The sequence below is a fragment of the Streptomyces sp. CC53 genome (assembly GCF_001865245.1).
GTDB lineage: Bacteria > Actinomycetota > Actinomycetes > Streptomycetales > Streptomycetaceae > Streptomyces.
Map to the genome: position 1 here is coordinate 17,520 of NZ_MKXB01000003.1, position 26,770 is coordinate 44,289.

Genomic DNA, 26,770 nt, shown 5'->3' on the forward strand with positions numbered 1-26,770 from the left:
CCGACGGTCGCGGGGCGCGGCGGGCTGGGGGCGGGGGCGGCGGAACGCGCGTACGGCGGGCGCAGGGCGCGGGAGCCTGGCGCGCGGGCGGACAGGGGGGCGGCGGGCCGCGAGGCCCTATCCGCGGTCGGCGACCCGCATCTCGAACCACGTGTTCTTGCCGCGGGGCAGCAGGTCCACGCCCCAGCGGTCGGAGAGCTTGTCCACCAGGAACAGGCCGCGCCCGCTGATGTCCGTCTCCCGCACGGGCATGAGGCAGGGCAGTCCGCGCGAGGGGTCGCGCACCTCGACGCGGATGCGGCCCCGGCCGCGGCGCATCCGCAGGCCGAAGACGCGGGCGCCGGTGTGGCGTACGGCGTTGCCGACGAGCTCGGAGACGAGCAGCACCGTGTCCTCGGCGATCTGCGGGCCGAGCGACCACTCACGCAGGACGACGTGGTGCACCATCCGGCGGGCCAGGGCGGCGGATTCGGGGCGGGACGGCATCTGCACTTCCTCGACCGTCGGGTCCCCGTACTGCTCCAGCGCCTTCAGCGCCTGCTCGTCGTCCGCCGTGGGCATCCACCGTGCGGTGGTGGCGCTGCCGCGCTGCCATGGTTGCTCACCTTCCAGCCCCGCCATGCCCCCATCATGACCGTCCGGCGTGCCGCGCGGGGCGGTTCCACGGGAATCGCCCCCGCGGGACCCGCACCCAAGGGGAAGCCGTACGGCATATGACGGGGGCAACTCAGACCCGTTCCACCCGGGCTGACCTGCGGTGACACACTGTTCAGCCATGATCACGGACAGATCTGAGCACCTGCGGCTTAAGGCTGGCTTGAGGCTGCCTTAAACCACCCGCAGGGCTGAACCGGTAACGGACCGTTTCCGCCGCGCGGACCGGCCATGCGCCGCGGCGCCACCCCTGCCGGTGTGGTCATATGTCAAAGGAACTTGGCCTTGCCGGGACCCTCCTCGACGAAGCTGCGCATGCCCCGCTCCCGGTCCTCGGTGGCGAACAGCCCGGCGAACCAGTTCCGTTCGATGGTCAGGCCGGTGTCGATGTCCGTCTCCAGGCCCGCGTCGACCGACTCCTTCGCCGCGCGCAGGGCCAGCGCCGGGCCCTGGGCGAGCCTGGCGGCCCAGGCGTGCGCCTGCTCGTACACCTCGGCGGCCGGGACGACCCGGTCGACGAGACCGATCGCCAGCGCCTCGTCCGCCCGGACGTGCCGCCCGGTGAAGATGAGGTCCTTGGCCTTGGACGGCCCGACGAGCCGCGCCAGCCGCTGGGTGCCGCCGGCCCCCGGGATGAGGCCGAGCAGGATCTCCGGCTGGCCCAGCTTCGCGTTGTCCGCGGCGATGCGGACGTCGGCGCACAGCGCCAGCTCGCAGCCGCCCCCCAGGGCGTAGCCGGTGACGGCGGCGACGACCGGCTTGGGGATGCGGGCCACGGCGGTGAAGGAGTCCTGCAGGGCCTTGGCGCGCAGCACCATGGCCCGGTGGTCCATGGCCTGCATCTCCTTGATGTCCGCGCCGGCCGCGAAGACCTTCTCGCCGCCGTAGAGCACCACCGCGCGCACGTCGTCGCGGTCCGCGGCCTCCTCGGCGAGTTCCTTGAGGCGGTCCTGGGTGGCGATGTCCAGGGCGTTCATGGGGGGCCGGTCCAGGCGGACGGTGCCGACACCCGCGGAGACTTCGAGAGTGACTGTCATACGGGGCAGGTTAGCCGCCGTTAACGGCCGCGGGAACGCGGGTGGGCCCGGCGCCGTCCGCCACGGCTCCGGGCCCACCCGCGGGGCACCCCGCTACTTGATCCACTCCGGCCACGGCATGTTCCAGCCGTTGAGGCCGTTCTCGGGCTGGATCTGCTTGTCCTGGGAGTTCTTCACGACCACCACGTCGCCGATGATCGAGTTGTCGTAGAACCAGGCGGCGGGCGTGGCCGGGTCGCCGGCGCCACGGACGTCGTGCAGCCCGACGCAGCCGTGGCTCACGTTGGCCGAGCCGAACGTCGACTTCGCGGCCCAGTAGTTGCCGTGCACGAAGGTGCCCGAGGTGGACAGCCGCATCGCGTGCGGCACGTCCTTGATGTCGTACTCGCCGCCGAAGCCGACGGTGGCGCCGTTCATCCGGGTCACCTTGTACTTCTCGCTGATGACCATCTGCCCGTTGTACGTGGTGGTGGACGGCGCGCCCGCGGTGATCGGGAGCGTCCTGAGCACCTTGCCGTCCCGGACGACGGTCATGGTCTTGGCGCTCGCGTCGACCGTCGACACCTGGCTGCGGCCGACGGTGAAGCTGACGGTCTTGCGCTGCTTGCCGTACACGCCGGGGCGGCCCTCCACCCCGTCGAGGTCGAGCGACAGCGTCACCTTCGTGCCCGGCTTCCAGTACTCCCGCGGCCGGAAGTCGAGCCGGTCGTTGCCGAACCAGTGGCCCTCGACCGGCACAGACGGCTCGGCGGTCACTTTGATGCCGGCCTCGACGGCCCCGGGGTCGGTGATGCCGCGGGAGAACTTCAGGGACACCGGCATGCCGACGCCGACCGTGGAGCCGTCCTCGGGCGTGAACTCGCCGAAGAAGGTGTTCTGCGGCACCAGCGTCGTGAAGGAGGTGTCCTTGGCGGACTCGCGGCCCGCGGCGTCCTTGGCGACGGCGTGCACCTTGTACGTCGTCGCGGCGGCCAGGTGCCGGACCGGCTGCCAGCTCGCGCCGTCGGCGGACATCCGGCCGTCGACCTTGCCGCCCTTGGAGTCCGTCACGGTGACCGCGCTCAGCGTGCCCTTCTCCGCGGTGACCTTCAGGGCCCCGCTCGTCTCGACCCCGTCCGCGCCGTCCTTCGGGACGACGGTGACGAGGGCCTGCGACGGCGCGTTGTCGACCTGCTGCGCATCCTTGGCTGCGGCCGCGTTCTCCGCGTCACCGCCCGCGCCGCCCGAACAGGCGGACACCAGCAGCAACAACGTTCCTGCGGCGACGGCCAGCGTCCCTCTGGCGCCCCGGCGCCGGGCCCCGCCCCGCGCCGCCGTCCCCGATATCGGCAGCACCTTCACGATGTACCTCTTCCTCGCCGGGCCCGGCGTCGCCGAGGCCCGCACCCCCGCGTGCTGCACTCGCACGCACCGCGCCAGACAACCACACCGCGAGCACCGCGGCGCGCCCCGGAATGTCACCGTTGCGTCCCAATGCTTCCAGGGCCGGCTTCCCGGGGCGCACCCGTCCTGCCGGGGCCGCCTCAGCGCAGCGCCGAACCCGCCTTCCAGGACTTCCAGTCCATGTTCCAGCCACCGAGGCCGTTGTCGGGAGCGACCTTCCGGTCACGCGAGTTGACGACCTCCACCACGTCCCCGACGAGGGTCCGGTCGAAGAACCAGCCGGCCGGGGTGTCGGCGCCGCCGCCCTTGGTGTCGCGCAGCCCGACACAGCCGTGGCTGACGTTCGCGGAGCCGAAGGCGTCGGCGGGCGTCCAGTAGTTGCCGTGCAGGAACGTGCCGGACGCGGTCAGCCGCATGGCGTGCGGCACGTCCTTGATGTCGTACTCGCTCTTGCCCGTCGCGTCCTTGAACCCCACGGTGGCGCCGTTCATCCGCGTCACCTCGAACAACTCGGTGACCACCATCTTCCCGTTGTACGTGGTGGTCTTCGGCGCTCCGGCCGTCACCGGCAGCGTGGCGACGAGCCGCCCGTCGCGGCGCACCTCCAAGGTGTGCTTCTCCGCGTCGACGAGGGAGGTCTGCGCCCGGCCCACGGTGAACCGCACCGTCTTGTCCTGGATGCCGTACACGCCGGGCGCGGCCTCCACGTCCCGCAGCCGCAGGTCGACGGTGACGCGGGTGCCGGGGGCCCAGTAGTGCTCGGGCCGGAAGTCGAGCCGCTCGCTGCCGAACCAGTGGCCGGCGATGTCGACGGCGGGCTCCGCGGTGACGCGGATGCGCCGCTCGACTGCGGCGCGGTTCCGCACCGGCCGGTTGAACCGGAAGGAGACGATCATGCCGGTGCCGACGGTGGAGCGGTTCTCCGGGGCGAAGTAGCCGATGAAGCGGTGCTCCGGCACGAGCGTGGTGAACGTGGTGTGCCGCGCGGAGCGCCGCCCGCGCCGGTCCACGGCCACCGCGTCCACGCGGTACTTGGCGGCGAGCGCCAGCCGGGTGCCCGGTTCCGGACGCCAGGCCAGCCCGTCGCCGGTGAGGGCGCCCGGCACGTCGTCGGGCTCGGCGTCCTCCACCTTGCGCACCCGTACGCTCTCCAACCGCCCGTCGGGGACCCGGACCTCGACGCGGGCGCCCGGGGCCACGCCTTCCGCCCCGTCGCCCGGCGTCACCCGGATGGTGTCACCGGCGGATTCGCCCTTGCCCCGGTCGGGAGCGACGGACCCGCCGTCCCCCCGGCCGCGTTCACCCGCGGCCCCGCCGCCCGGGGAGCACCCGGCCAGACCGAGGGCCGGACCCGCACACACCAGCGCAGCGACCAGGCCGGCCCATACCCGTGTCGCCCGTGGGATTCCATGTCGTCTCACAGCCCGCCCAACGACCGCGCCCGGGGCAGGGAAACGTCTGTACGGGTCGTGTTCGGGACCGGCCATGTTGGGATCGGGACAGTTCGGGCAGAACACGGTGAGGACCGGGAGCCCCGGGGACGGGTGACCGGATCCGTCAGCCGGACGAGCCGCAGGAGGCCGGCAGGTGTCGAGCGCAGCGGAACAGAGGTCAGTCGGTGGCGCCGTGCCCGGGGGGCCCGCGACACCCACCGCACCGCGGCATCCGGGGCCCGACGGGTCACGCCCCGGAGCCGCCGACGGCGTGACCGCGCGGGAGGCGCGCCCCGACGCGCGGGCGCAGGCCGCACCGCCCGCGTGGCCGGGGGCGCCCACGCCCCTCGGGGCCCGCTTCCGGGTCGGGCCCGACGGGGTGGCGGGCACGAACTTCGCGTTGTGGGCGGGTGGGGCGGAAGCCGTCGAGGTGTGCCTGTTCGCCCCGGACGGCACCGAGACCCGGGTGCCGCTCGCGGAGCTCACCCACGAGATCTGGCACGGCTTCGTGCCGGGGGTGCTGCCCGGGCAGCGGTACGGGTACCGGGTGCACGGCCGGTGGGACCCGTGGACGGGGGCCCGTTGGAACCCGGCGAAGCTGCTGCTCGACCCGTACGCCCGCGCGGTGGACGGCGAGTTCCGGCTGCCGCCGGAGGTCTACGGGCACGTGCGGGACTGGCCCGACCAGCGGGTGGCGGACACGGTCCGCGACGAGCGGGACTCGGCGCCGCACGTGCCGAAGGGGGTCGTCGTGCACGACCCGGACGACTGGGCGGACGACCGGCGCCCCAAGACGCCGTGGTCGGACTCGGTGATCTACGAGCTGCACGTGCGCGGCTTCACCATGCGGCACCCGGGCGTCCCTGAGGAGTTGCGGGGCACCTACGCGGGCCTCGCGCACCCGGCGGCGGTGGAGCACCTGACGCGGCTGGGGGTGACGGCGGTCGAGCTGCTGCCGGTGCACCAGTTCGCCCACGAGGACCACCTGCTGCGGCGGGGGCTGCGCAACTACTGGGGCTACAACTCGATCGGCTACTTCGCCCCGCACGGCGCGTACAGCGCGTCGGGCACGGGGGGCGGGCAGGTCGGCGAGTTCAAGCGGATGGTGCGGGCACTGCACGCCGCGGGCATCGAGGTCATCCTCGACGTGGTCTACAACCACACGGCCGAGGCGAACGAGATGGGCCCGACGCTGTCGCTGCGCGGCGTCGACAACCGCGGCTACTACCGGCTCGCGGGCGACGCCCGCCGCTACGCCGACTACACCGGCTGCGGCAACACCCTGCACGTGGTCCAGCCGCAGGTGCTGCGGCTCATCACGGACTCGCTGCGCTACTGGGTGACCGAGATGGGGGTGGACGGGTTCCGCTTCGACCTGGCGGCGGCGCTGGCCCGCTCGATGCACGACGTGGACATGCTGTCGCCGTTCCTCGCGGTGATCGCGCAGGACCCGGTGCTGCGGCGGGTGAAACTCATCGCGGAGCCCTGGGACGTCGGCAGCGGCGGCTACCAGGTGGGGGCCTTCCCGCCCCTGTGGACCGAGTGGAACGACCGCTACCGGGACGCTGTCCGGGACTTCTGGCGGGGCGCGCTGCCGGACGTGCGGGACCTCGGCTACCGGCTGTCCGGGTCGAGCGACCTGTACGCGTGGGGCGGGCGCCGCCCGTACGCGTCGGTCAACTTCGTCACCGCGCACGACGGTTTCACGCTGCGCGACCTGGTGTCGTACGAGCACAAGCACAACGAGGCGAACGGCGAGGACAACCGGGACGGCACGAACGACAACCGGTCCTGGAACTGCGGCGCCGAGGGCGAGACGGACGACGCGGACGTCAACGCGCTGCGCCGCCGCCAGGTCCGCAACCTGCTGACGACGCTGCTGCTGTCGACCGGCGTGCCGATGCTCGTCGCCGGGGACGAGCTGGGCCGCACCCAGGGCGGGAACAACAACGCGTACTGCCAGGACAACGAGATCGGCTGGGTGGACTGGTCGCTGCTCGACGAGGAGCCGTGGACGCGGCAGCTCCTGGCGCTGGCGCGGCGGCTGCTCGCCCTGCGCCACGCGCACCCGGTGCTGCGGCGCCGCGCGTTCTTCTCGGGCCGGCCTCAGGGGGAGGACGGGCTGCGGGACCTCGCGTGGTTCACCGCCAAGGGCGTGGAGATGACGGAACAGGACTGGTACGCGCCGACGGCGACCATCGCGTTCTACCTGTCGGGGCGGGACATCCCGGGGCGGGACGCGCGGGGCGGACCGATCCGGGACGACAGTTTCCTGGTGGTCCTGCACGCGGGCCACACGGAGGCGGAGCAGCGGCTGCCGGGCCCGCCGTGGGCGGAGTCGTACGAACTGCTGGTGGACACGACCGGAGAGGACCAGGAGGAGCCGCCGGGCACCGTCCACGACGGCGGGGAGGCGGTGAGGGTGGCGCCCAGGTCGGCACTGCTGTGGCGGGTGCGGGCGTAGGAGGCCCTCCGCGGCGGGCGCGCGGGCGGGCCGGTGCCCTGTTCCCGGGGATGGGGCGCGGCGGGCAGCCGCCCCGTCCCGGCGACGGGAGCGCTCCTGTGCTCTCCTCCGGGACGGCCACGGCCACGGCGTGCGGGCGTGCCGCCCCGGCGCGGGAGGTGGGGAGAGTGCGTGTGCGAGGAGTGTGGATGCGGGGCCGGCGCGTGGAGGAGGTGCGCGGGCCGGGGCTCCGCTCGCCGCGGAGGGGCGGGCAAGCGCCCGTTCCCGGGGCGGGCGGGGGTGCGGACCGGCAGGTGGGGGCGGTCGTAGGGCCGCGGGACCAGCACGAAGGTCCCAGGGCTGTTCGGCGGAAAAGCACATGAGCGATGTCAGTGGTGAACCGTACGCTCGGTGCTGATGTCTGCCTCTCCGTCACCAGCCCCCGTCCCTCCGTCGTCCGCCTCCACCGCCCCGCCGCCGAAGCGCTCGGCAGTGCGGTCGCTGCTGCGGCTGTGGCCGTACCTGCGCCCGGTGCGGGCGCGGTTCTTCACGGCCGCCGCCATAGCGGTCGTGGCGTCCTGCCTGAGCCTGGTCATCCCGCTGGTCCTGAAGTGGATGGTGGACGGGCCGGTCGCGGACCGCGATCCGGACGGGGTGTGGTGGGGCGCGCTCGCGGTGCTCGGGCTGGGGGTGGCGGAGGCGCTGCTGTTCGGGCTGCGGCGCTGGCTGGTGGCCCGGCCGCTGACGGGCGTGGAGGCGGCGCTGCGCGGCGACCTCTTCCGGCGGCTGCAGCGGCTGCCGGTGGCGTTCCACGACAAGTGGGCGTCGGGTCAGCTGCTGTCGCGCGGCACCACGGACCTGTCGCTGCTGCGGATGTTCTTCGCGTTCCCGCTGACGTTCCTGTTCGTCAACGCGGTGACGGTGCTGGCGGGCTTCGTGGTGCTCCTGATGCAGGACTGGACGCTGGGCCTGGTGCTGCTGGTGCCGGTCGTGCCGCTGATCGTCGGCTGCTCGTGGTTCGAGGGACGCTACTCGCAGGTGGCACGCCGGGCGCAGGACCAGGTGGGCGACGTGACCACCGTGGTCGAGGAGAGCGTGCTCGGCATCCGGGTGGTGAAGGGCTTCGGCCGGCACCGGAGCCAGGCGCAGGCGTTCGCGGTGACCGCGGAGCGGCTGCGCGGCACCGAGCTGCACAAGGCGCGGCTGCTCGCGTCCATCTGGGCGTTCATCACCGTGGTGCCGGAGCTGGCGATCGGGGCGGCGCTGGTGCTGGGCACCGTCCACGTGGCGGACGGCACCCTGTCGGCGGGGACGCTCGTGGCGTTCCTGTCGACGGCGCTGGCGCTGCGCTGGCCGGTGGAGTCCATCGGCTTCCTGCTGGCGATGAGCCAGGAGGCGGCGACGGCGACGGAGCGGTACTTCGAGGTGATGGACCAGGCCGAGGAGGAGCCCGGGCCCGCCGCCGCGGCCTCCGCTCCCCCGGACGGCCGCCGGGGGATGGTCTTCGAGGGCGTCCGCTTCCGCTACCCGGACGCGCCCGCGGACGCGCCGCCGGTGCTGAGCGGGGTGGACCTGCACGTCCGGCCCGGCGAGACGCTGGCGCTGGTGGGGGCGACCGGCTGTGGCAAGACCACGCTGACGGCGCTGGTCCCGCGGCTGCACGAGGTGACGGCGGGCCGGATCCTGCTGGACGGCGAGGACATCGCGGCCATGCCCAGGGAGCGGTTGCGGGAGCTGGTGTCGGTGGCGTTCGAGGAGCCGACGCTGTTCTCGGCGAGCGTCAAGGAGAACGTGCTGATGGGCGCGGCCGCGGCGGACGCCGGCGACCGGGAGCTGCGGCGGGCGCTGGACGTCGCCCAGGCCGGCTTCGTGGCGGACCTGCCGCAGGGACCCGACACGCAGGTGGGCGAGCAGGGCCTGAGCCTGTCGGGCGGCCAGCGGCAGCGGCTGGCGCTGGCCCGCGCGGTGGTGGGCGGCCCCCGGTTCCTGGTGCTGGACGACCCGCTGTCAGCTCTGGACGTGCACACCGAGGCGCTGGTGGAGGCGGCACTGCGGGAGGTGCTGGCCGGTACGACGGCGCTCGTGGTGGCGCACCGCCCGTCGACGGTGCTCCTGGCCGACCGGGTGGCGCTGCTGTCCGGGGGCAGGATCGCGGCGGTGGGCACCCACCAGGAACTGCTGCGGAGCAGTGCGGAGTACGCATGGCTGATGTCGGGGGCGGCGGAGGACGGGACACGATGACGGTTCAGGAGAAGCACCGGCCCCAGGAGGACGAGCCCACGGGCAGCGGTCCCGGGGAGGAGGGCGGCCGCGCGGCGCGGGGTCGCGGGACGGACCGCGCGGGCGGCCACGGGCGGGCGGACGGCGGCTCCGTGGACGGCTCCCCGGGCGGCGTCGACGGGGCGGCGGACGACCACGCCGCCGAGGCCGGGGACCCTCAGGTCCGCACCGGCCCGGCACAGGGCCACCCGGGCGGCGCCGGCGGCGGGGCGCAGGACCGGACCGCCGCCCCCGCCGCTCCCGCGGAGGACAGCCCCGCCGCCCCCACTGACCCCGGCGGCCCCGGCGGCCCCGGCGGCCCCGGCGGCCCCGGCGGTGTCACCGAAGCCGACGCCCCCACCGGCCCCGCCGGTGAGGGGGACGACCCCTTCGACCGGGACGCGCTGCCCGCGCCGAAGGGTGCGACGGGCGCGCTGCTGCGCTCGCTGCTCGCGCCGCGGCGGGCGGGCGTGGCCCTGTCGGCGCTGCTGCTCCTGCTCCAGCAGGCAGCCGTGCAGGCGGGCCCGCTGCTGGTGGCGTACGCGATCGACCGGGCCGTGCCGGCGCTGCGGCAGGGCGACCACGGGCCGGTCGTCGCCGTCGCGGCGGGGTACGCGCTGTGCGCGTTGGGCGCGGCGCTGTTCCAGTACGCCTTCACGCGGGCGTCGGCGCGGGTCAGCCAGGATGTGCTGCTGGACCTGCGGGGCCGGATCTTCCGCCACGCGCAGGCGCTCAGTGTGGACTTCCACGAGCGCTACACGTCCGGGCGGTTGATCTCCCGCTCGACGACCGACGTCGAGTCACTCCGGGAGCTGCTGAACGAAGGGCTCCAGGAACTCGTCAACGTCTTCCTGTCGTTCGTCGCGATCTCGGTGCTCCTGCTCTGGCTCGACTGGGGCATCGGCGCGGTCGCGGTGGCCTCGTTCGTGCCGCTGTACCTGCTCGTCCGGCTCTACCAGCGCCGGGCGGCGGTGGCGTTCAGCGCCCGCTCGACGGCCATCGCGGCGGTCATCGTGAAGTTCGCCGAAACCATGAACGGCATCCGGCCGGTGCGCGCGTTCCGCAGGGAACGCGCCAACGACGCGGTGTTCGGGCAGCTGAACGCCCACCACGAGCGGCGCAACGGGGACGCGATCCTGGAGATGGCGCGTTACGTGGTCGGCTCCCGGCTGGTGGCCAACACGGCGGTGGCCGGCATGGTGCTGTGGGGCGCCTACCGGGTCGCGGACGGCACGCTGGCGCTGGGCGTGCTGGCGGCCGCGGTCCTCTACATGCGGCGGTTGTACGACCCCATCGACCGGCTGGCGATGTTCCTGAACGCCTACCAGTCGGCGGCCGCGTCCCTGGAGAAGATCGCGGGCCTGCTGGCCCAGCGGCCCACGGTCGGGGAACCGGCCCCGTCGGCGTCCCGCGACCTGCCGCCGCGGCCGTCCGGGGCGCCGGGCCGGGAGGTGGTGTTCGACGGGGTGTCGTTCGCGTACCGGACGGGCGGCGAGGTCCTGCCCCGCTTCGACCTGCGGATCCCGGCCGGCCAGACGGTGGCGGTGGTGGGGACGACCGGCGCCGGGAAGTCCACCCTCGCCAAGCTGCTGGCGCGGTTCTACGACCCGACGACGGGGCGCGTCCTGCTGGACGGCGTGGACCTGCGCGACCTGCCCACCCCTGAGCTGCGGCGCGGTGTGGTGATGGTGACGCAGGAGGCGTTCCTCTTCTCCGGGACGGTGGCGGAGAACATCGCCCTGGGGCGCCCGGACGCGACCCGCGCGGAGATCGAGCAGGCCGCGAAGGCCATCGGCGCCCACGACTTCATCGCGGCGCTGCCGGACGGCTACGACACGGACGTGCGGAAGCGGGGCGGCCGCATCTCGGCGGGGCAGCGCCAGCTGGTGGCCTTCGCCCGCGCCCTGCTGGCGGACCCGGGCGTCCTGATCCTCGACGAGGCGACGAGTTCCCTGGACGTGCCGGGCGAGCGGGCGGTGCAGCAGGCGATGGACACGGTCCTGCACGGCCGTACGGCGGTGGTGATCGCCCACCGCCTGTCGACGGTGGAGATCGCGGACCGGGTGCTCGTGATGGAGCACGGCCGGGTGGTGGAGGACGGCGCCCCGTCCGCCCTGATCCACGGCGACGGCCGCTTCGCGGGCCTCCACCGGGCCTGGCGGGACAGCCTGGTGGGCTGAGGCGGCGGCCCGGCGAACGGCGGCAGGCGGGGGCCGTGTCGGTGGCTGCGCGGACGTGTCCCGGCTTCACGCGAGCCTCTGTTCTGCCGGCGGCCGGGGCGGCACCGGTACGGATCCGGACGAGACCGACCGCGGCCGCTGCGCCACGCTGCCGTCTGCGTAGACTCGCGGCATGCCAACCGACGAGCGCGTGACCCGGGCGTCGTTGTCGCGCCGCCTCAAGCCGATCTCCGCTCCGCATCGACTGCCGCTGCTCCCCGAGCGGGTCTGGTCGGACGCGGAGTGGGAGCGGATCAGCCTCGGCTACCGCGCGCGTGACATGGACGAGAAGTGGAACGTCTTCACCGAGGGCGACGTCGTCCACGTGCACCGCAGCTGGACCGGCTTCGGGATGTACGAGGCGACGTTCGCCCCGGTCGAGGGCGGCGGCCGCCGGATCACCGCGGCCCTGGCCGAACGCGACCCCGAGCGCTACCGCAACGACGACGACACGTACGACGGCCTGATGCTGGAGCTGGTGCTGAGCGCGATCGTACTGGGAGAGCCGGCCGACGAACTGCGTCAGCGGCTGGTCGAATCGGCCCGCGCGCGGGCGAAGGACCCGACCGTGTCCGGCGGCTTGGTGCAGCACAGCGTCCTGGGCCTGCGCTCCGACGCGTAGCCTCGGCACGCCCCTCACGTGCCGCGCGGGGCGTACATGATCAGGCCGACCCCGGCGAGGCACACCAGGGCGCCGGCCACGTCCCACCGGTCGGGGCGGAAGCCGTCCATGACCATGCCCCACGCCAGCGACCCGGCGACGAACACCCCGCCGTACGCGGCCAGGACCCGTCCGAAGTTCGGGTCGGACTGGAACGTGGCGACGAACCCGTACGCCCCGAGGGCCAGCACCCCCGCCCCCATCCACGCCCAGCCGCGCTCCTCCCGCACACCCTGCCAGACGAGCCACGCACCACCGATCTCCAGCAGGGCGGCCAGGGCGAACAGTGCGGCGGAGCGTGCGACGACCACGGCGGACCTCTCTCGTCACGGAGCAGGGAGGGCCCCATCCTCACACTTGCTGCTCGTGCGCCTCACCGAGGTGCCGCCGCAGCAGGACGTTCGCGTCGGTCGCCGCGCTGGAGTCGCAGCGGAACCGCGCCTCCGCCCGCTGGGCGGCCAGTTCCAGGCAGGGCAGGCAGCCGGGCACGGGCGAGGGCGGCCGCAACGGGTCGTAGACGTACGTACGGGAATCGACCTGTCGTTCCATGAGTGCTCCGTAAGGGGATACGCGTCCCGCACATACGGACCGCGTGACTACGTTGGGTGGCATCAGCGTTGCTCAGCGCGGTGGCCAGGCTCAATGCTGAGCGCGTGCCAGTGGACGACTGTCACGGGAGGGGACAGGGTGGCCCAACGCAACGCCCCGGCCGACACGGCGCCGGGAAGCTCGGCGGAGCTGTTCGGGGAGGTCCTGAAGCACTACCGGGAGGCCGCCGGTCTCACGCAGACGGCGCTCGCACGCCAGATCCCGTGCGACCGGTCGCACGTGGCCCGCGTGGAGGCGGGAACGCGGGTGCCGCAGGACCGGTTCGCGGCGCGCTGCGACGAGTTGCTGCGCACCGGCGGAGTACTGACGCGGATGTGGGCGAAGGTCGACTGGTATCCGAACGTCGAGCACCCGGACTGGTTCAAGCGGCGCGCCCTGATGGATGCGCGCGCGGAGGCGGTCCGGTTGTACGAAACGCACCGCATTCCCGGACTGCTGCAGGCGGAGGACTACATGCGGTGGCTCTTCTCCCTTCGGATCGCGGAGCCGGCGGCGGTCGAGGAGCGCATGCGGGCCAGGCTGAGCCGTCAGACGCGGTTTTTCGCGCCCGGCGGCCCGCTCCTCATCGCCGTACTGGAGGAAGCCTGCCTGCGGAACGTCGTGGGCGGGGCCGACATCATGGTCCGCCAGTGCGCGCACCTGCTGGACGCGGGGCAGCGGCCCAACATCCGTATCCAGGTGGCGCCCTCGGACGCTCCGCACCTTGCCCGGCCCAAGACCTCGATGTCCCTCATCACGCTCCCGGACGAGCCCGACTGCGTGTATTCGGAGTCTCTCAACAGGGGCCACTTCGCGGCCGATCCGCACCTCTACGCCGTTAACAGCCGCGCCTATGATGTGCTCAGGGCCGATGTTCTGTCCGCTCGGGAATCCGCGGCTCTGATCAGGGACGTGATGGAGGGATACCGGCACCATGCACTGGATCAAGAGCAGCCACAGCGGGGACGACGGCGGCGACTGCGTGGAAATCGCATCCGGTGTCCCCGGCCTCGTCCCCGTCCGTGACAGCAAGGACCCCGACGGGCCCGTCCTCGCCTTCGAACGGGACACGTGGGCCTCGTTCGTGGGCGCTGTCCGGGACGCGGCACTTCCCGCGTAGCGCCACGCCGCGTCAGCCGGGGACCGCACGACGCGGCGTGGCACCCCTCCGTGGGCCGTCCGCCAGGACGGGCACCCCGTGCCCCGAGACCGGCCTGAGCCGACACGGGCAGCCCGGGAGGGCGTCAGGCCCGTGGCCGCCGGACTAGTCCCCGGGGCTGTCCGGGCTCGCGAAGCGGAACGGGACGGCGAGGTGCGCGGCCAGCGCGCGTCCCGCCCGCTCGGCCGCGGCCGCCGACGGGTGGCGCGGCCCGCGTCCTGCGCCGAGGTACCGCACCGCCGCCTGCCAGTAGACGGTGGCGAGGCGGTGACCGGCCGGGCAGTCGGTGGTGACGGCCAGCAGGTCCACGAACCAGTCGTGGACCGTGTCGCCGTCCCACACGGCCTCGATCGCGACGACGCGTCCGGGCGCAGCGGAGGCACGGGCGGCCAGGGACTCCACGTCGAGCGGGTCGTCCGGAACGGGGACGACCCGCTCACCGTGGTGCCGGTAGCGGTCGTCGACGACGGCCTGGGCGTCGACGAGACTCATGCCGTGTGGGCGGCCCGCCTCCCAGACGGCCTTGACCGCGAGCAGCGGCGCGTCGCGCAGCACATTGGCGTCGGCCGCGTCCCGGGCGTCCGCGGGCAGCAGCTCCCACCATCTCGTGCCGCTCATCGCAGGAACTCGTGGACGACCTCGATGCGGCCCACGATGTGGGTGTTGAACTCGTCCAGCTCCTCAGCGGGCACCCACAGTTCGAGGATCGTCTCGCCGCCGGCCTGCCGGACCGGGTAGCGCGACACGAACTCGGTGTCGACCTCGAAGCGGGTGACGTAACCGGCGCCGCTGTGCGGGACGTTCCAGTCGCGGGCGATGCGGATCGCGTAGTCCTCGTTGAGGACGGGGTAGAAGATCGGCTGCTCCGGGAGGCGCGGCGGCCACGCGCGCCAGTCGGCGGCCCGGACCAGCTCCAGCTCCTCGGGGCCCGTGGGACGCCACAGCGTCGTCGTGGTCCGGGTCGCGGTGCCGGCGGTGTCGGTGCTGGTCATGGGCAGGACCGTAACGGTACGCGCCGGGGCTGAGCATCCCGTTTTCGCGCGGCGGCGCGGGTCGGGGGCGGGCCCGGCGCGCGCAGACCCGGCCGCAGCGGCGCCGCGGCCGGGCCGGACGCGAAGCCGAAGCCGAAGCCGAGCCGAGCCGCCGCGGACGGCCACGCCGGGCTTCGCCCCGGCCCGGCGCCGCACCGGGCGGGGCCGGGCCGGGGCGGGGCCGGGCCGCAGCGGCGCCCCCGCAGCATCCGGCAGTCCCCGGCTCCGCCGGGAGCCGCGCTCAGCCGACGCCGCGGGCCGTGAACTTCAGGCACAGCTCGCGGTGCGCGCCGGTGTCGACGGTGGCGCGGATCTTGACGGTGCGGCCGACGAGTTCGCTTCCGGCGCGGAAGGACCCGCGCGCGGTGTGCTTCGTCCCGGCCCGGAGCGCGCCCGTCGCGGTGTCGCCCAGCGGGAGTTCGCCGAACGACGCCTCGGCGGTGAGGCGGAACCGTGCCTTCGCGGCGGTCGCGGCGGGCACGAAGTCGGCATCCACCGTGTAGCTCTGGTGGAGGCGCAGGGTGGTCGTGCCGCCGTCGTTGCCGCTGACGCGGAGTTCCAGCGGGCGGCCCTTGCCGCCGCAGTTCTCGACCCCGGTGACGGCGCCGCCCTGGGCCGGTCCCGCGCCGAGGAGCAGGAGTCCTGCTGCCGCCGCCAGGGCCGTGTACACGCGGGAGGGGGTCTGGGTGTAGGTGTTCATGGGGCCCGGTCCTACACCCCCGGTGCGCCCCACACACCGGTGCCGGTCCGGAGGGTCCCCGCATCGAGGTAACCACTGGTTGACGTCCGGTTAACGGACATGACATTTCAGGCAACGGACGAATTCCGGCCAAGTTCTTGACGCGGTCCTGACAGCTGGCCGCCGCCGGTGCCACTCTTCCTGCGTTCCGCACGTACTCCTCAGGACCGCGCAGGAGTCCGCGCACTGCTCCGCCGCTCTTCTTGCACCACCCGGGGCGCCACACCCAGCACCCCGGCAACCCCCCTCGCAAAAGGAGTCCGCGTGAGATCCACGCCAGCCCGTCGCGCGACCGCCACCGGCGCTCTCGTCGCCGCCGCAGCCATGCTCGCCGTGGGCGTCCAGACCGGGAGCGCCACCGCCGACGACTCCTGGGGCGCCGCCCCCAAGAGCCAGTCCGCCGGCAAGGCCGACCCCGGCGCCCTGCCCGCCGACCTCTCCCCCGCCGAGCGCACCGCCCTCATCCGCGCCGCCGACGCGGGCAAGGCGGAGAAGGCCAGGGAACTGGGCCTCGGCGCGCAGGAGAAGCTGGTCGTCCGCGACGTCGTCCAGGACCGGGACGGCACCACCCACACCCGCTACGAGCGGACGTACGCGGGTCTGCCGGTCCTCGGCGGCGACCTGGTGGTCACCGAGACCAAGGCGGGTGCGACGCAGAGCGTCACCAAGGCGGCCCGCGCCGAGCTGCGGAACGTCGACACCGGCGCGTCCCTCGCCCCGGCCGCGGCCGAGCGGCAGGCCCTGTCCGCCGCCAAGGCGGAGGGCTCCAAGGCCACCAAGGCCGAGCGCGCCCCGCGCAAGGTCGTCTGGCTCGCGGACGGCAAGCCCGTCCTCGCGTACGAGACGGTGGTCGGCGGGCTCCAGCACGACGGCACGCCCAACGAGCTGCACGTGGTCACCGACGCCCGCACCGGCGCCAAGCTGTACGAGTGGCAGGCGGTGCACAACGGCACCCGCAACACCATGTACAGCGGCACGGTGACGCTGGGCACCGCCCAGTCGGGCTCCTCCTACACGCTGAGCGACACCGCGCGCGGCAACCACCGCACGTACAACCTGAACCGCGGCACGTCCGGCACGGGGACGCTGTTCTCCGGCTCCGACGACACCTGGGGCAACGGCCTGCCGTCGAACCTGGAGACGGCGGGCGCCGACGCCCACTACGGCGCCGCGCTCACCTGGGACTACTACAAGAACGTGCACGGCCGCAGCGGCATCCGCGGCGACGGCGTCGGCGCCTACTCGCGGGTCCACTACGGCAACAACTACGTCAACGCGTTCTGGCAGGACAGCTGCTTCTGCATGACGTACGGCGACGGCGCCAACAACAGCAAGCCGCTGACGTCCATCGACGTGGCCGCCCACGAGATGACCCACGGCCTCACCTCCAACACCGCGGGCCTGCGCTACAGCGGCGAGTCCGGCGGCCTCAACGAGGCCACGTCCGACATCTTCGCGGCGGCCGTCGAGTTCTACGCCAACAACGCGCAGGACAAGGGCGACTACCTCGTCGGCGAGAAGATCGACATCCGCGGCAACGGCACCCCGCTGCGGTACATGGACAAGCCGAGCAAGGACGGCAGCTCCAAGGACTACTGGTACTCCGGCATCGGCAACGTCGACGTGCACTACTCGTCCGGGCCGGCGAACCACTGGTACTACCTGCTCTCCGAGGGCAGCGGCACCAAGACCATCAACGGCGTCACCTACGACTCGCCGACCTCCGACGGCCTGCCCGTCACCGGCATCGGCCGCGACAAGGCCTCGCTGATCTGGTTCAAGGCGCTCACCACCAAGTTCACCAGCACCACCAACTACGCGGGCGCCCGCACCGGGACCGTCGCCGTCGCCACCGAGCTGTACGGCGCGGGCAGCGCCGAGGTGAAGGCCGTCGAGCACGCCTGGGCCGGCGTCAACGTCGGCTCCCGCCCGGACGACGGCGGCCCCGGGGAGCCCGGCAAGGTCTTCGAGAACGGCACCGACGTCAACGTCCCGGACCTCGGCACCGCCAGCACCTCCGTCGCCGTCACCGGTCTCACCGGCGCCGCGCCCTCGAACCTGAAGGTCGGCGTGGACATCATCCACACGTGGCGCGGTGACCTGGTCGTCGACCTGATCGCCCCCGACGGCGCGGCGTACCGCCTGAAGAACGCCAGCGGCAGCGACTCCGCCGACAACGTCCAGGAGACGTACACGGTGGACGCGTCCAGCGAGACCGCCAACGGCACCTGGCAGCTGCGGGTGCAGGACACCGCACGCTACGACACCGGCTACATCAACAGCTTCAAGCTGACCTTCCCGTAAGGGGCGCCGCAGGCAGGGCCCCCGCACACCGGCCCGGTGACCGGCCGGTGCGCGGGGCGAGCCCGCCGGGCGGACTCCCGCCAAGGGGAGAGCACACGACACGAGCGGCCGCCCGGGGTCTTCCCGGGCGGCCGCTCGGCCGTGTACCGCGGCCCGGCGGCCCGTCGCTCCTCCTGCGGTACGGGTCCGGCTACGCCGGACGGCCGAGAGGGCCCCCGTCTCCGGGCCGATGTCCGCGGCGCACGCACACGGCAGGCTGGTGCCCGGCCCGCCGTCCCGTACGAGGGGAGGGGACGGCGGGCCGGGGCTCGGTCAGCGCATCAGCACGCCCCCGCCCTCGCCCGTGGACTCGTTCGGCAGGGCGACGAGCCCCAGGTCCGCGCCCGTGGCGAGCAACCCGTGGGCCGGCAGCACCCGGACCGTGTAGCCGAACGGTCCCGTGCGGTCCAGGCTCAGCGGGCCCTCGTACACCCAGCGGCCCTGCTGGTCCGGGCCGGAGCCGCCGCCCGCCGGCTTGAGCGGGAAGGGGCGGGCGTCGGTCAGCGCGTCCTGGGAGTCCACCCGGCCCGCCACGGCCTGCACCTCCACGTCCTCAGGCGTCAGGTCGCCCAGGGCCACCCGGACCCGCAGGGCGAGCGTGGCGCCCAGCTCGGCGGTGTCGCTGGCCTCGTCGACCTCCACGTGGTCCACGGCCACACCGGGCCAGGCGGCACGCACCCGGGACTTCCAGTCGGCCAGCTCCCGGGCCGCGTCCAGGTCGAGGGCGCGGTGGGCGAGGGCCGCCGGGGTGTAGAGCCGCTCCACGTACTCCCGCACCATGCGCCCCGCGAGCACCTTCGGTCCGAGGGTGCCGAGGGTGCGGCGGACCATCTCGATCCAGCGGCCGGGCAGACCCGCCGCGTTCCGGTCGTAGAAGCGCGGCGCCACCTGCTGCTCGATCAGCTCGTAGAGGGCGGTCGCCTCCAGGTCGTCGCGGCGGTCCTCGTCGGTCGCCTGGCCGTCGGCGGTGGGGATCGCCCAGCCGAAGTCCGGGTCGTACCACTCGTCCCACCAGCCGTCGCGGACCGACAGGTTGAGGCAGCCGTTCAGGGCGGCCTTCATCCCGCTGGTGCCGCACGCCTCCAGCGGGCGCAGGGGGTTGTTCAGCCACACGTCGCAGCCCGGGTAGAGCTTCTGCGCCATGGCCATGCCGTAGTCGGGCAGGAAGACGATGCGGTGGCGGACGCGCGGGTCGTCGGCGAACCGCACCATCTCCCGCACCAGCCGCTTGCCGCCGTCGTCGGCCGGGTGGGCCTTGCCCGCGACCACGATCTGCACCGGCCGCTCGGGGTGCAGCAGCAGTTCGCGGAGCCGGTCGCGGTCGCGGAGCATCAGCGTGAGCCGCTTGTACGAGGGGACGCGGCGGGCGAAGCCGATGGTGAGCACGTCGGGGTCGAGGACCTGGTCGACCCAGCCGAGTTCGGCGGCCCCGGCGCCGCGCTCCCGCCACGAGGCCCGCAGCCGGGCCCGCACCTCGTGGACGAGCTGCTCGCGCAGCGCCCGGCGGCACTCCCAGATCGCGGCGTCGTCGATCTCGGACACGGCGTCCCACCGCTGGGAGCCGCCGACGCTGAGGGCGTCCTCGGCGCGCTGCGCGCCGATCCTGCGGGCGCCCAGGCGGAACACCTCGGGTGCCACCCAGGTGGGGGCGTGGACGCCGTTGGTGATGGAGGTGATGGGCACCTCCTCCGGTTCGAAGCCGGGCCAGAGGCGGGCGAACATCGAGCGGCTCACCCCGCCGTGGAGGGTGGACACGCCGTTGGCGCGCTGCGCGAGGCGCAGTCCCATGACGGCCATGTTGAAGACGTTCGGCTCGCCGCCGGGGTACGTCTCGCGGCCGAGCTGGAGGATGCGGCCCGCGTCGACGCCCGGCAGTTCGGCGCCGGGGCCGAAGTGGCGGGCGATGAGGTCGCGGTCGAAGCGGTCGATGCCGGCGGCGACGGGCGTGTGGGTGGTGAACACCGTCCCGGCCCGCACGGCCTCCAGCGCCGCGTCGAAGTCGGTACCGTCCTCGGTGAGCTCGTGGATCCGCTCCAGGCCGAGGAAGCCTGCGTGGCCCTCGTTGGTGTGGAAGACCTCGGGCGAGGGGTGGCCGGTGAGCGCGCAGTAGGCGCGCACGGCCCGCACTCCTCCTATCCCGAGGAGCATCTCCTGGAGGAGCCGGTGCTCGCTGCCGCCGCCGTAGAGCCGGTCGGTCACGTTCCGCTCGCCGGGGCCGTTCTCCTCCACGTCGGAGTCGAGCAGCAGCAGCGGTACGCGGCCGACCTGGGCGACCCACACGTGGGCGTGCAGGGAGCGGCCGCCGGGCAGGGCGAGGGAGATCCGCACGGGCGAGGAGTCGGTGCGGCGCAGCAGGGTGACCGGGAGCTCGTTGGGGTCGAGCAGCGGGTAGTGCTCCTGCTGCCAGCCGTCGCGGGACAGGGACTGGCGGAAGTAGCCGTGCCGGTAGAGCAGGCCGACGCCGACGAGCGGGACGCCGAGGTCGGAGGCGGCCTTGAGGTGGTCGCCGGCGAGGATGCCGAGGCCGCCCGAGTACTGCGGCAGGGCCGCGGTGATCCCGAACTCGGGCGAGAAGTAGGCGATGGCGGCGGGCGGTTCCGCGCCGGGCTCGGCGCTCTCCTGCTGGTTCTGGTACCAGCGCCGGCCCCGCAGGTAGTCGTCGAGGTCGTCGGAGGCGGCGCCGAGGCGGCGCAGGAAGCGGCGGTCCCGGGAGAGTTCGGCGAGCCGGGCGGCCGGTACGGAGCCGAGCAGCCGCACCGGGTCACCGCCGGCGGCGCGCCAGCCTTCGGGGTCGACGGCCTGGAACAGGTCGCGGGTCTCGGCGTGCCAGGACCAGCGCAGGTTCCGCGCCAGCTCGGCGAGGGGTCGCAGGGGTTCGGGCAGGACGGGGCGGACGGTGAATCGACGGATGGCCTTCACGTGCTCCACCTTCGCAGGGGGTACGTACGTACAGTGGCGGACACACCACGGTATGCGTCCGCCCTCCTGGTCAGAAGGTAGTGCCACGGCGCCGCGCGCGGCCACGGCGCACGGCGCGCGCGGCACTGGGGGCGCACTCAGGGGAGCGCGCGCACGGGTGCTCCGTACGGGCTACCGCGGTTGACGGTCTCCCGGTCGAAGGCGCCCGCCTCGGCGTACCGGGCGGCGATGGCCCGGCGCTCGTCGGGCGGGACGACCTCGTCGATGTCGGTGAACCCGCCGGGGGCCCGCTCGTGGGCGAGGTTGATGACGACCTCGGGCCCGAGCCGCCGGTTGGCCCGCTGGAGCGCGGTGGTGACGGGGCGGCGCTCCCGCTCGTACGCGGCCAGGGCGTCGTCCGGGTCGCGGTGGACGGCCAGGGCGTGGGCGAGGGCGCGGGCGTCGATGACGGACTGGGTGGCGCCGTTGGAGCCGATGGGGTACATCGCGTGGGCGGCGTCGCCGATGAGCGTGGTGCGGCCGTGGGTCCAGCGCGGCAGGGGGTCGCGGTCCACCAAGGGGTATTCGTACGCGCCGTCGGCCGCGCGCAGCACCTCCGGGACGCTGACCCCGCCGAACTCCCAGCCCTCGTAGTGGCGCAGGAGCCGGGCGAGCGGGACGGGCCGGTTCCAGTCGCCGAGGAAGCGCTCGTCCACACGGTCGGCGGGCATGGCGAGCGCCCAGTTGACGAGGACGTCGGGGCGGCGGAGGGAGGGTTCGGTCATCGGGTAGACGACGGCCTTGCGGCGGTCGTCGCCCGCGATGAACATGAAGGACCCGACGTGGCGGGCGTCCATGCGGGACACGCCGCGCCACACGAGCACGCCGTTCCACGGCGGTTCGCCCTCGTCGGGGTGGAGGGCGCGGCGGACGGCCGAGCGGATGCCGTCGGCGCCGATCAGCACGTCCGGTTCGAGGACCGCGGTGCCGCGGACGTCGTCGCAGCGGTGCTCCAGGCGCACCCGGGGGCGGGCCCCGGGCGTGTCGGGCTGCTCCACGTCGGTGACGCGTACGCCGGTCACCAGCGCCTCGGGGCCGAGGCGCTCGCGGACCGCGTCGGTGAGGACCCGTTGCAGGTGCCCGCGGTGGACCGACAGCTGGGGCCACCGGTAGCCGGCCCGCAGCCCGCGTTCCTCGCGGGAGATGAGGGCGCCGCCCGCGTGGTAGTAGCGCAGTTCCCGGGTGCGGACGGCGTCGGCCTCCAGGTGTCCGAGGAGGCCGAGGGCGTCGAGTTCCCGCACGGCGTTGGGCATGAGGTTGAGGCCCGCGCCCGCCGGTTGGATGTCGGGGGCGGCCTCGACGACGGTGACGCGCGCGAACCCCGCGGCGTGCAGGGAGAGCGCGGCGGTGAGCCCGGCGATGCCTCCGCCGGCGACCAGGAGGTCGAGTCTGGTGTCCTGGGTCATGTCGGGTCCGCCTCTCAGGCGGCCGGGGTGCGCGGGGCGGACACGTCGGCGTGCGGCAGGGCCCGGCGGACCAGCGTCTCGTTGTCGCGGGTCAGGTCCAGGACGGTGCGCAGCAGGGCGACGGGGGCGCCGCCGCTGCCGTTGTCGTACAGGCGGAGGTCGTCGTGGTACGCCTTGCGGGCGATGCCGATGTGGCGGGCCCGGAAGGTCTTGAGGAGCCGCAGGACACGGGCCAGCGAGAGGGCCGACGCGGTGAGCTGTGGGGGCAGCCGGTGGGCGCTCTCCCAGCTGAGCGCGGCGGACACCTTGCCGACGGCGGAGACGGAGCCGCGGTGGGCGGCGTGGAAGGCGCGCCAGGCCGGCAGGCTGTACGGGAGGGACTCGTCGAGGAAGGCGTCGTAGGCGGGGTCGGAGCGGTCGCTCTGCCACAGCGTGAGGTCGACGAGCCACAGCGGCACCTGGGCGGCGGCGGGACCGAGGTAGTCGCGCCCGTCGACGTCGATCTCCTCGAAGTAGGGCCGCAGGACGCGGGCGAAGAACTCGGGCGTGACGTTGGCGACGGTGAAGTCGATGGAGTCGACCACGGACTGGACGTGCTGCGCGGTGCGGTCCAGCGCGGGGGCGAACCCGGGGTCGTAGGGTTCGAGCCGGGCCACGTCGGCGCAGCTGTCGAGGGCGGCGACGAGGCTGGGGAACACCATGCGGACGGCGTCCTGGAGGTGGCGCTCCATGTCGGTGGCGGTGTAGCTGCGGCGGCGCGCGCCGAGCGGGTTCCACGTGGTGTAGTGGTGGACGGTGTCGCGGGGCACCATGTCGGTGCGGCGCCCCAGTTCCCGCAGGACCGGCCCCACCTCGGGGACGGCCGCGACGGGTTCGGTGCCGTGCCGCTTCAGGGAGCCGAGCAGCAGCCCCAGGTCCCGCATCGCGGCGAGGCACTCGACGACGCCCCACCGGGCGAGCCGGGCCGGTTCCGGGACGAGGGCGCGCAGGGCGACGGTCAGCGCGGGCACGTCCGCGGCGTGGTTCATGACGGGGACGGCGGCGAGCAGCGCGTCGGCGCCGAGCGGGTCGGCCTCGCGTATCTCGGCGATGCGGTAGCGCGGTTCCGCAGGATCGTTACTGCGGCAGACGAGTCCGGGCTCGACAAGGTCGTACAGAGTCAACGCTGGCCCCTCTCGGGCAGGTGTGAGATGACGGGTGGCGGTGGCGGCCCGTGGGGCGCGGCCCGGCCGGTGGGCGGTGGCCCACCGGCCGGGCCGCCGGGCGGTCACCGCGGGTCGCCCACCCGGCCCTGGCGCGGGGTCGCCGCCGCAGCCGGCGGTGGGTGTCCCTCCTGCTCCGACGGGGTCGGGAGCAGGGGGGCGGGCGGGCGCAGCCGTACGGACAGCAGGGCGGCCGCCGCCGCGAGGGCGGCACCGACGAGCAGCGCCGCACGGAAGCCGGTGGTCTGGTCGAGTGCGGTGGCTCCGGGTCCGGTGCGGGCGGTGGCGACGGACACGAGGACGGCGAGGCCGAGCACGGACCCGAACTGCTGGCTGGTGTTGACCAGTCCGGAGGCGAGGCCGGTCTCCTCGGGGCCGGCCTCCGCGGTGGCGGCCACGTTGGTGGCCACCACGACCAGGGGGAGGGCGACGCCGAGGACGAGGCTCGGCGCGAGGACGGTGGAGGCGAAGGTGCCGTCGTCGGTGAGGGAGAGAGCGAGCCACAGCATGCCCGCGCACAGCAGGGCGAAGCCGGCGGTGGCGGTGCCCCGCAGGCCGAGGCGGGCGATGAGCCGCCCGGTCTGCGGAGCGGTGGCGACCACGACGAGGGACAGCGGCAGCAGCGCGAGCCCGCCGGCGAGCGGCGGGTACCGGAGCACGCTCTGCAGGTACAGGCTCACCAGGAAGAACATCGGGAAGAGCGCCGTCTGGGCGAGGGCGCTGAGCAGGTTGGCGAGCCGCAGGGTGCGCCGCCGGAAGACGGCGGGCGGGACCAGGGGATGGGCGGCACGGCGCTCGACGGCGGCGAACAGGGCGAGCAGCAGCAGGCCGCAGGCCCCGGCGGCCGGGTTCCGGCCGAACAGTGCGAAGGCGAGGAGGCCGAGGCCGCAGGTGGCCGTCAGGGCCCCGGCGAGGTCGAAGCCGGCCGGCTGCGTCCTGGTGCGCCCGTCGAGGAGGCGCCGCGCGAGCAGGCAGAGCGGGACGGCGAGGGCGACGTTGAGCCAGAACGTGGAGCGCCACCCCAGCAGGTCGGTGAGCACCCCGCCGAGGACGGTGCCGGTGACCCCGCCGAGCCCTCCCATCGCGGCGAGGACGCCGAGCGCACGGTGGCGGCCCGCGCCGTCCGGGAACAGGAGCAGCACCAGCGCGAAGGCGGAGGCCGCGGCGAGGGCGGCGCCGACGCCCTGGGCGGCGCGCGCGGCGGCCAGGACCGGCACCGACGGGGCGAGCGCGCCGGCGGCGGAGGCCGCGCCGAGGAGGGCGAGCCCGGCCGTGAACACCCGCCGGTGGCCGAAGCGGTCGGCGGCCCGCCCGGCGAGCAGGAGGAGTCCGCCGAAGGTGATCAGGTAGGCGTTGGCGACCCAGGACAGCCCGGCGGAGCCGACCCGCAGGTCGTCGCCGATCGGGTGGAGCGCCACGTTGACGAGGGCGGTGTCCGTGATCAGCAGCAGTTGCGTGGACGCGAGCAGGGCGAGGGCCCTGCCGCGCTGCGGCGCAGTGCTCACCGGGCGCCCGCGGCCGGGGCGGTGCCGTCCGCCGTGAGCCCGTACCCGTCGAGGCAGTCCCGTACGAGCCGCTCGCAGTCGGCGGCGCCGCCCTCCCACGCCTGCTGCGTCAGGTAGACGTGGGGCGCCCCGTGGTAGAAGCGCTCGTACTGCTCGTGCCGGCCGGCGAACTCGGAACCGACGGCGTCCCAGGCGAGCTTCAGGAGCTTGACGCGGGCGTCCGCGGGAGCGGCGGGCGTGCCGAGGTAGGTGCGCAGCAGCGGCCCGAGCTCGGGGTGGAGCAGCTCGCTGCCGGAGGCGGGCAGCTGGATGAGCCCTCCGCCGGCCAGCAGCTTCACCTCCTGCACGGCCTGCGGGTACAGCTCGCCGGCCATGATGCGCTGGGCGTAGGAGATGTCCCTGCCGGGCGCGACCCCGCCGCGCCCCTCGTCGACGGGGGTGTACGACGCCTCCGCGGCCAGCACGAACGCCTTGGCCTGCGCGACGCGGCCCAGGAGGCGCCCGACGGCCTGGGTGACGGGCGGCAGGTCGTGGGTGCCGTTCGCCTTGGCCAGCAGCACGGCCAGCCCGGTGAGGAATTCCAGCTTGGTCCAGAAGCGGGTGGCTCCCTGGTGGACGAAGTTGAGGAAGGCCGGGGTGTCCCACCAGAGCCGGAAGGCGGTGTCGGTGTCCCGGTAGGTGAGGACGCGGTCCCAGGGCACGAACACGTCGTCGCAGACGAGCAGGGCGTCGTTCTCGTCGTACCGCGAGGAGAGCGGGTGGTCGAAGACGCTGCGGGCCCGGCCCTCGTACGAGGTGCGGGAGACGAGGGTCAGGCCGCGGGTGGCGACGGGCACGGAGAAGGTGACGGCCCGGTCGGCGTCGCCCGGGCCCAGGGGCTCGATGGTCCCGACGACGATCTCGTCCGCGAAGACGGCGGCGGTGCCGGTCATCTTGGCGCCGCGGACGACGATGCCGCCGTCCTTCTCGCCGACGACCCGCAGGGTGCGCTCGTCGTCCTCCCCGGCACCGGTGGGGTTCGTCAGCGTGAAGGCGGCGTAGAGGTCCCCCTCGGCGAGCCGCCGGTGCAGGGTGAGCGCGGCGGTGGACCCGTCGTAGGCTCCGGCGGCCAGCACCCCGGGCGCGGCGGCGAACCCGGCGGCGGCCGCGGCCATGCAGTCGGGGGTCCGGCCCAGGAAGCCGTACCCCGCCTCGGCCCACACCTTGTGCGCCCGCCGGCGGGCGACGAGGTCCTCGTACGAGCGCGGGACGTGGAACGCGGTGTGGACGCCGTCACGGGTGAGGACGGGGGTGTGCGCGGAGTCGTGTGCCAGGTCGTACAGGTGGGCCAGGGACGCGGCGGTGTTGCGGAACGCGGGGTGCAGGGTCACGTCCGCGACCCGCTCGCCGTCGAGCCATATCTCCCGCCCGTCACGCAGGGACTGCACGTACTCCTGACCCGACCTGGTCACCATGTCTCCTCCGGGGAACGGCTGTGCCGGTCCGAAGCCTCTCCGTAACCGGACGAGTCGGGCAATGAACGACCGTCCACCAGCACTTAAGAACCAGCCAGCGACGGGCCGCCGCGAACCACCGCGAAACGGGCGCCCGAAGGGTGCCGGAAGGCATGGGAGGCGTACGGCCCGCATGTCGCGGCGGTGGGCACGGAGGGTCGCGCCGGCGGTGGCGGGAACGCCGCGGCGGCGGCTCCGACGCACCGGCGAACGGCGGCCGGGGCCCGTGCAGCCCGGGCACCGCCGGGGCGAAGCGG

At 74.2% G+C, this 26,770-nt stretch carries 21 protein-coding genes; 7 read left to right on the plus strand and 14 right to left on the minus strand.

All coding sequences use genetic code 11. The features are described from left to right. Window positions 1-117: 117 nt before the first annotated feature. From BJP40_RS00165 to BJP40_RS00180, 4 genes are all read right to left on the minus strand, one after another. On the minus strand, window positions 118-726 hold the full coding sequence (locus BJP40_RS00165) for an ATP-binding protein (protein ID WP_371258574.1): 609 nt from the start codon (window positions 724-726) through the stop codon (window positions 118-120). Window positions 727-923: 197 nt separating this feature from the next. Next, on the minus strand, window positions 924-1,691 hold the full coding sequence (locus BJP40_RS00170) for an enoyl-CoA hydratase/isomerase family protein (protein WP_071268723.1): 768 nt from the start codon (window positions 1,689-1,691) through the stop codon (window positions 924-926). 93 nt (window positions 1,692-1,784) lie between these two features. Then, window positions 1,785-3,032, minus strand: a complete 1,248-nt coding sequence (locus BJP40_RS00175) for an Ig-like domain-containing protein (RefSeq protein ID WP_079169248.1) — start codon at window positions 3,030-3,032, stop codon at window positions 1,785-1,787. Window positions 3,033-3,214: 182 nt separating this feature from the next. After that, window positions 3,215-4,561: an Ig-like domain-containing protein gene (locus tag BJP40_RS00180; protein ID WP_079170802.1), complete on the minus strand. Its 1,347-nt coding sequence runs from the start codon at window positions 4,559-4,561 to the stop codon at window positions 3,215-3,217. A 217-nt stretch (window positions 4,562-4,778) separates the two neighbouring features. Here BJP40_RS00180 and glgX point away from each other — a divergent pair, with 217 nt between their 5' ends. The 4 genes from glgX (at window position 4,779) to BJP40_RS00200 (ending at window position 12,050) form a co-directional block, all read left to right on the plus strand. Beyond that, complete coding sequence (glgX, locus tag BJP40_RS00185) at window positions 4,779-6,971, plus strand: glycogen debranching protein GlgX (protein ID WP_071268725.1); 2,193 nt, start codon at window positions 4,779-4,781, stop codon at window positions 6,969-6,971. Between the two features lie 396 nt (window positions 6,972-7,367). Beyond that, window positions 7,368-9,191, plus strand: coding sequence for an ABC transporter ATP-binding protein (locus BJP40_RS00190; protein WP_071277467.1), 1,824 nt, complete (start codon window positions 7,368-7,370; stop codon window positions 9,189-9,191). Then, on the plus strand, window positions 9,188-11,389 hold the full coding sequence (locus BJP40_RS00195; RefSeq protein WP_226962435.1) for an ABC transporter transmembrane domain-containing protein: 2,202 nt from the start codon (window positions 9,188-9,190) through the stop codon (window positions 11,387-11,389). Before BJP40_RS00190 ends, BJP40_RS00195 begins: the two co-directional genes overlap by 4 nt. A gap of 172 nt (window positions 11,390-11,561) precedes the next feature. Next, on the plus strand, window positions 11,562-12,050 hold the full coding sequence (locus BJP40_RS00200) for a hypothetical protein (RefSeq protein ID WP_071277469.1): 489 nt from the start codon (window positions 11,562-11,564) through the stop codon (window positions 12,048-12,050). A gap of 14 nt (window positions 12,051-12,064) precedes the next feature. On the opposite strand, the gene BJP40_RS00205 is transcribed toward BJP40_RS00200, so the two are convergent. After that, window positions 12,065-12,400, minus strand: a complete 336-nt coding sequence (locus BJP40_RS00205; protein WP_071277471.1) for a YnfA family protein — start codon at window positions 12,398-12,400, stop codon at window positions 12,065-12,067. Between the two features lie 40 nt (window positions 12,401-12,440). Continuing rightward, window positions 12,441-12,638 (minus strand): hypothetical protein, encoded by a 198-nt coding sequence (locus BJP40_RS00210; protein WP_071277473.1) that lies wholly within the window; start codon window positions 12,636-12,638, stop codon window positions 12,441-12,443. A gap of 138 nt (window positions 12,639-12,776) precedes the next feature. On the opposite strand from BJP40_RS00210, the gene BJP40_RS00215 reads away from it, so the two are divergent. Together BJP40_RS00215 and BJP40_RS35060 are read left to right on the plus strand one after the other, a co-directional pair. Continuing rightward, window positions 12,777-13,703: a helix-turn-helix transcriptional regulator gene (locus BJP40_RS00215; RefSeq protein ID WP_071277488.1), complete on the plus strand. Its 927-nt coding sequence runs from the start codon at window positions 12,777-12,779 to the stop codon at window positions 13,701-13,703. After that, window positions 13,660-13,797, plus strand: a complete 138-nt coding sequence (locus BJP40_RS35060) for a DUF397 domain-containing protein (protein WP_256220570.1) — start codon at window positions 13,660-13,662, stop codon at window positions 13,795-13,797. Before BJP40_RS00215 ends, BJP40_RS35060 begins: the two co-directional genes overlap by 44 nt. Window positions 13,798-13,941: 144 nt before the next feature. Here the strand turns inward: BJP40_RS35060 and BJP40_RS00220 are convergent, their stop codons facing one another. From BJP40_RS00220 to BJP40_RS00230, 3 genes are all read right to left on the minus strand, one after another. After that, a complete protein-coding gene (locus BJP40_RS00220) occupies window positions 13,942-14,454 on the minus strand; it encodes a hypothetical protein (protein WP_071277475.1) in 513 nt (170 codons plus the stop codon). Further along, entirely contained in the window at window positions 14,451-14,828 is a 378-nt protein-coding gene (locus tag BJP40_RS00225; protein ID WP_071263989.1) for a hypothetical protein, read from the minus strand. Before BJP40_RS00225 ends, BJP40_RS00220 begins: the two co-directional genes overlap by 4 nt. A gap of 280 nt (window positions 14,829-15,108) precedes the next feature. Further along, on the minus strand, window positions 15,109-15,567 hold the full coding sequence (locus tag BJP40_RS00230) for a hypothetical protein (RefSeq protein ID WP_071277477.1): 459 nt from the start codon (window positions 15,565-15,567) through the stop codon (window positions 15,109-15,111). Window positions 15,568-15,870: 303 nt separating this feature from the next. Here BJP40_RS00230 and BJP40_RS00235 point away from each other — a divergent pair, with 303 nt between their 5' ends. Next, the gene (locus BJP40_RS00235) at window positions 15,871-17,910 is read left to right on the plus strand and encodes a M4 family metallopeptidase (protein ID WP_071277479.1); all 2,040 of its coding nucleotides are present in this window, start codon (window positions 15,871-15,873) and stop codon (window positions 17,908-17,910) included. A gap of 312 nt (window positions 17,911-18,222) precedes the next feature. Here the strand turns inward: BJP40_RS00235 and glgP are convergent, their stop codons facing one another. The 5 genes from glgP to BJP40_RS00260 form a co-directional block, all read right to left on the minus strand. After that, window positions 18,223-20,868 carry an alpha-glucan family phosphorylase gene (glgP, locus tag BJP40_RS00240; protein WP_071277481.1) on the minus strand — a complete coding sequence of 882 codons (2,646 nt, stop codon included), beginning with the start codon at window positions 20,866-20,868 and terminating at the stop codon, window positions 18,223-18,225. Window positions 20,869-21,005: 137 nt separating this feature from the next. Then, window positions 21,006-22,313, minus strand: a complete 1,308-nt coding sequence (locus tag BJP40_RS00245) for a flavin-dependent oxidoreductase (protein ID WP_071263994.1) — start codon at window positions 22,311-22,313, stop codon at window positions 21,006-21,008. A 14-nt stretch (window positions 22,314-22,327) separates the two neighbouring features. After that, entirely contained in the window at window positions 22,328-23,476 is a 1,149-nt protein-coding gene (locus BJP40_RS00250) for a monodechloroaminopyrrolnitrin synthase PrnB family protein (RefSeq protein ID WP_071263996.1), read from the minus strand. A gap of 104 nt (window positions 23,477-23,580) precedes the next feature. Continuing rightward, complete coding sequence (locus tag BJP40_RS00255; RefSeq protein ID WP_071277483.1) at window positions 23,581-25,020, minus strand: MFS transporter; 1,440 nt, start codon at window positions 25,018-25,020, stop codon at window positions 23,581-23,583. After that, window positions 25,017-26,474 (minus strand): 4-hydroxyphenylacetate 3-hydroxylase family protein, encoded by a 1,458-nt coding sequence (locus tag BJP40_RS00260; protein ID WP_226962436.1) that lies wholly within the window; start codon window positions 26,472-26,474, stop codon window positions 25,017-25,019. Before BJP40_RS00260 ends, BJP40_RS00255 begins: the two co-directional genes overlap by 4 nt. Window positions 26,475-26,770 lie beyond the last annotated feature (296 nt).

Coding starts and splice junctions, on each gene's coding strand:
- BJP40_RS00190 (WP_071277467.1), top strand. CDS start 7,368: ATGTCTGCCTCTCCGTCACCAGCCCCCGTCCCTCCGTCGTCCGCCTCC.
- BJP40_RS00230 (WP_071277477.1), bottom strand. CDS start 15,567: ATGAACACCTACACCCAGACCCCCTCCCGCGTGTACACGGCCCTGGCG.
- BJP40_RS00225 (WP_071263989.1), bottom strand. CDS start 14,828: ATGACCAGCACCGACACCGCCGGCACCGCGACCCGGACCACGACGACG.
- BJP40_RS00180 (WP_079170802.1), bottom strand. CDS start 4,561: ATGGCCGGTCCCGAACACGACCCGTACAGACGTTTCCCTGCCCCGGGC.
- BJP40_RS00200 (WP_071277469.1), top strand. CDS start 11,562: ATGCCAACCGACGAGCGCGTGACCCGGGCGTCGTTGTCGCGCCGCCTC.
- BJP40_RS00210 (WP_071277473.1), bottom strand. CDS start 12,638: ATGGAACGACAGGTCGATTCCCGTACGTACGTCTACGACCCGTTGCGG.
- BJP40_RS00195 (WP_226962435.1), top strand. CDS start 9,188: ATGACGGTTCAGGAGAAGCACCGGCCCCAGGAGGACGAGCCCACGGGC.
- BJP40_RS00245 (WP_071263994.1), bottom strand. CDS start 22,313: ATGACCCAGGACACCAGACTCGACCTCCTGGTCGCCGGCGGAGGCATC.
- BJP40_RS00260 (WP_226962436.1), bottom strand. CDS start 26,474: ATGGTGACCAGGTCGGGTCAGGAGTACGTGCAGTCCCTGCGTGACGGG.
- BJP40_RS00220 (WP_071277475.1), bottom strand. CDS start 14,454: ATGAGCGGCACGAGATGGTGGGAGCTGCTGCCCGCGGACGCCCGGGAC.
- BJP40_RS00170 (WP_071268723.1), bottom strand. CDS start 1,691: ATGACAGTCACTCTCGAAGTCTCCGCGGGTGTCGGCACCGTCCGCCTG.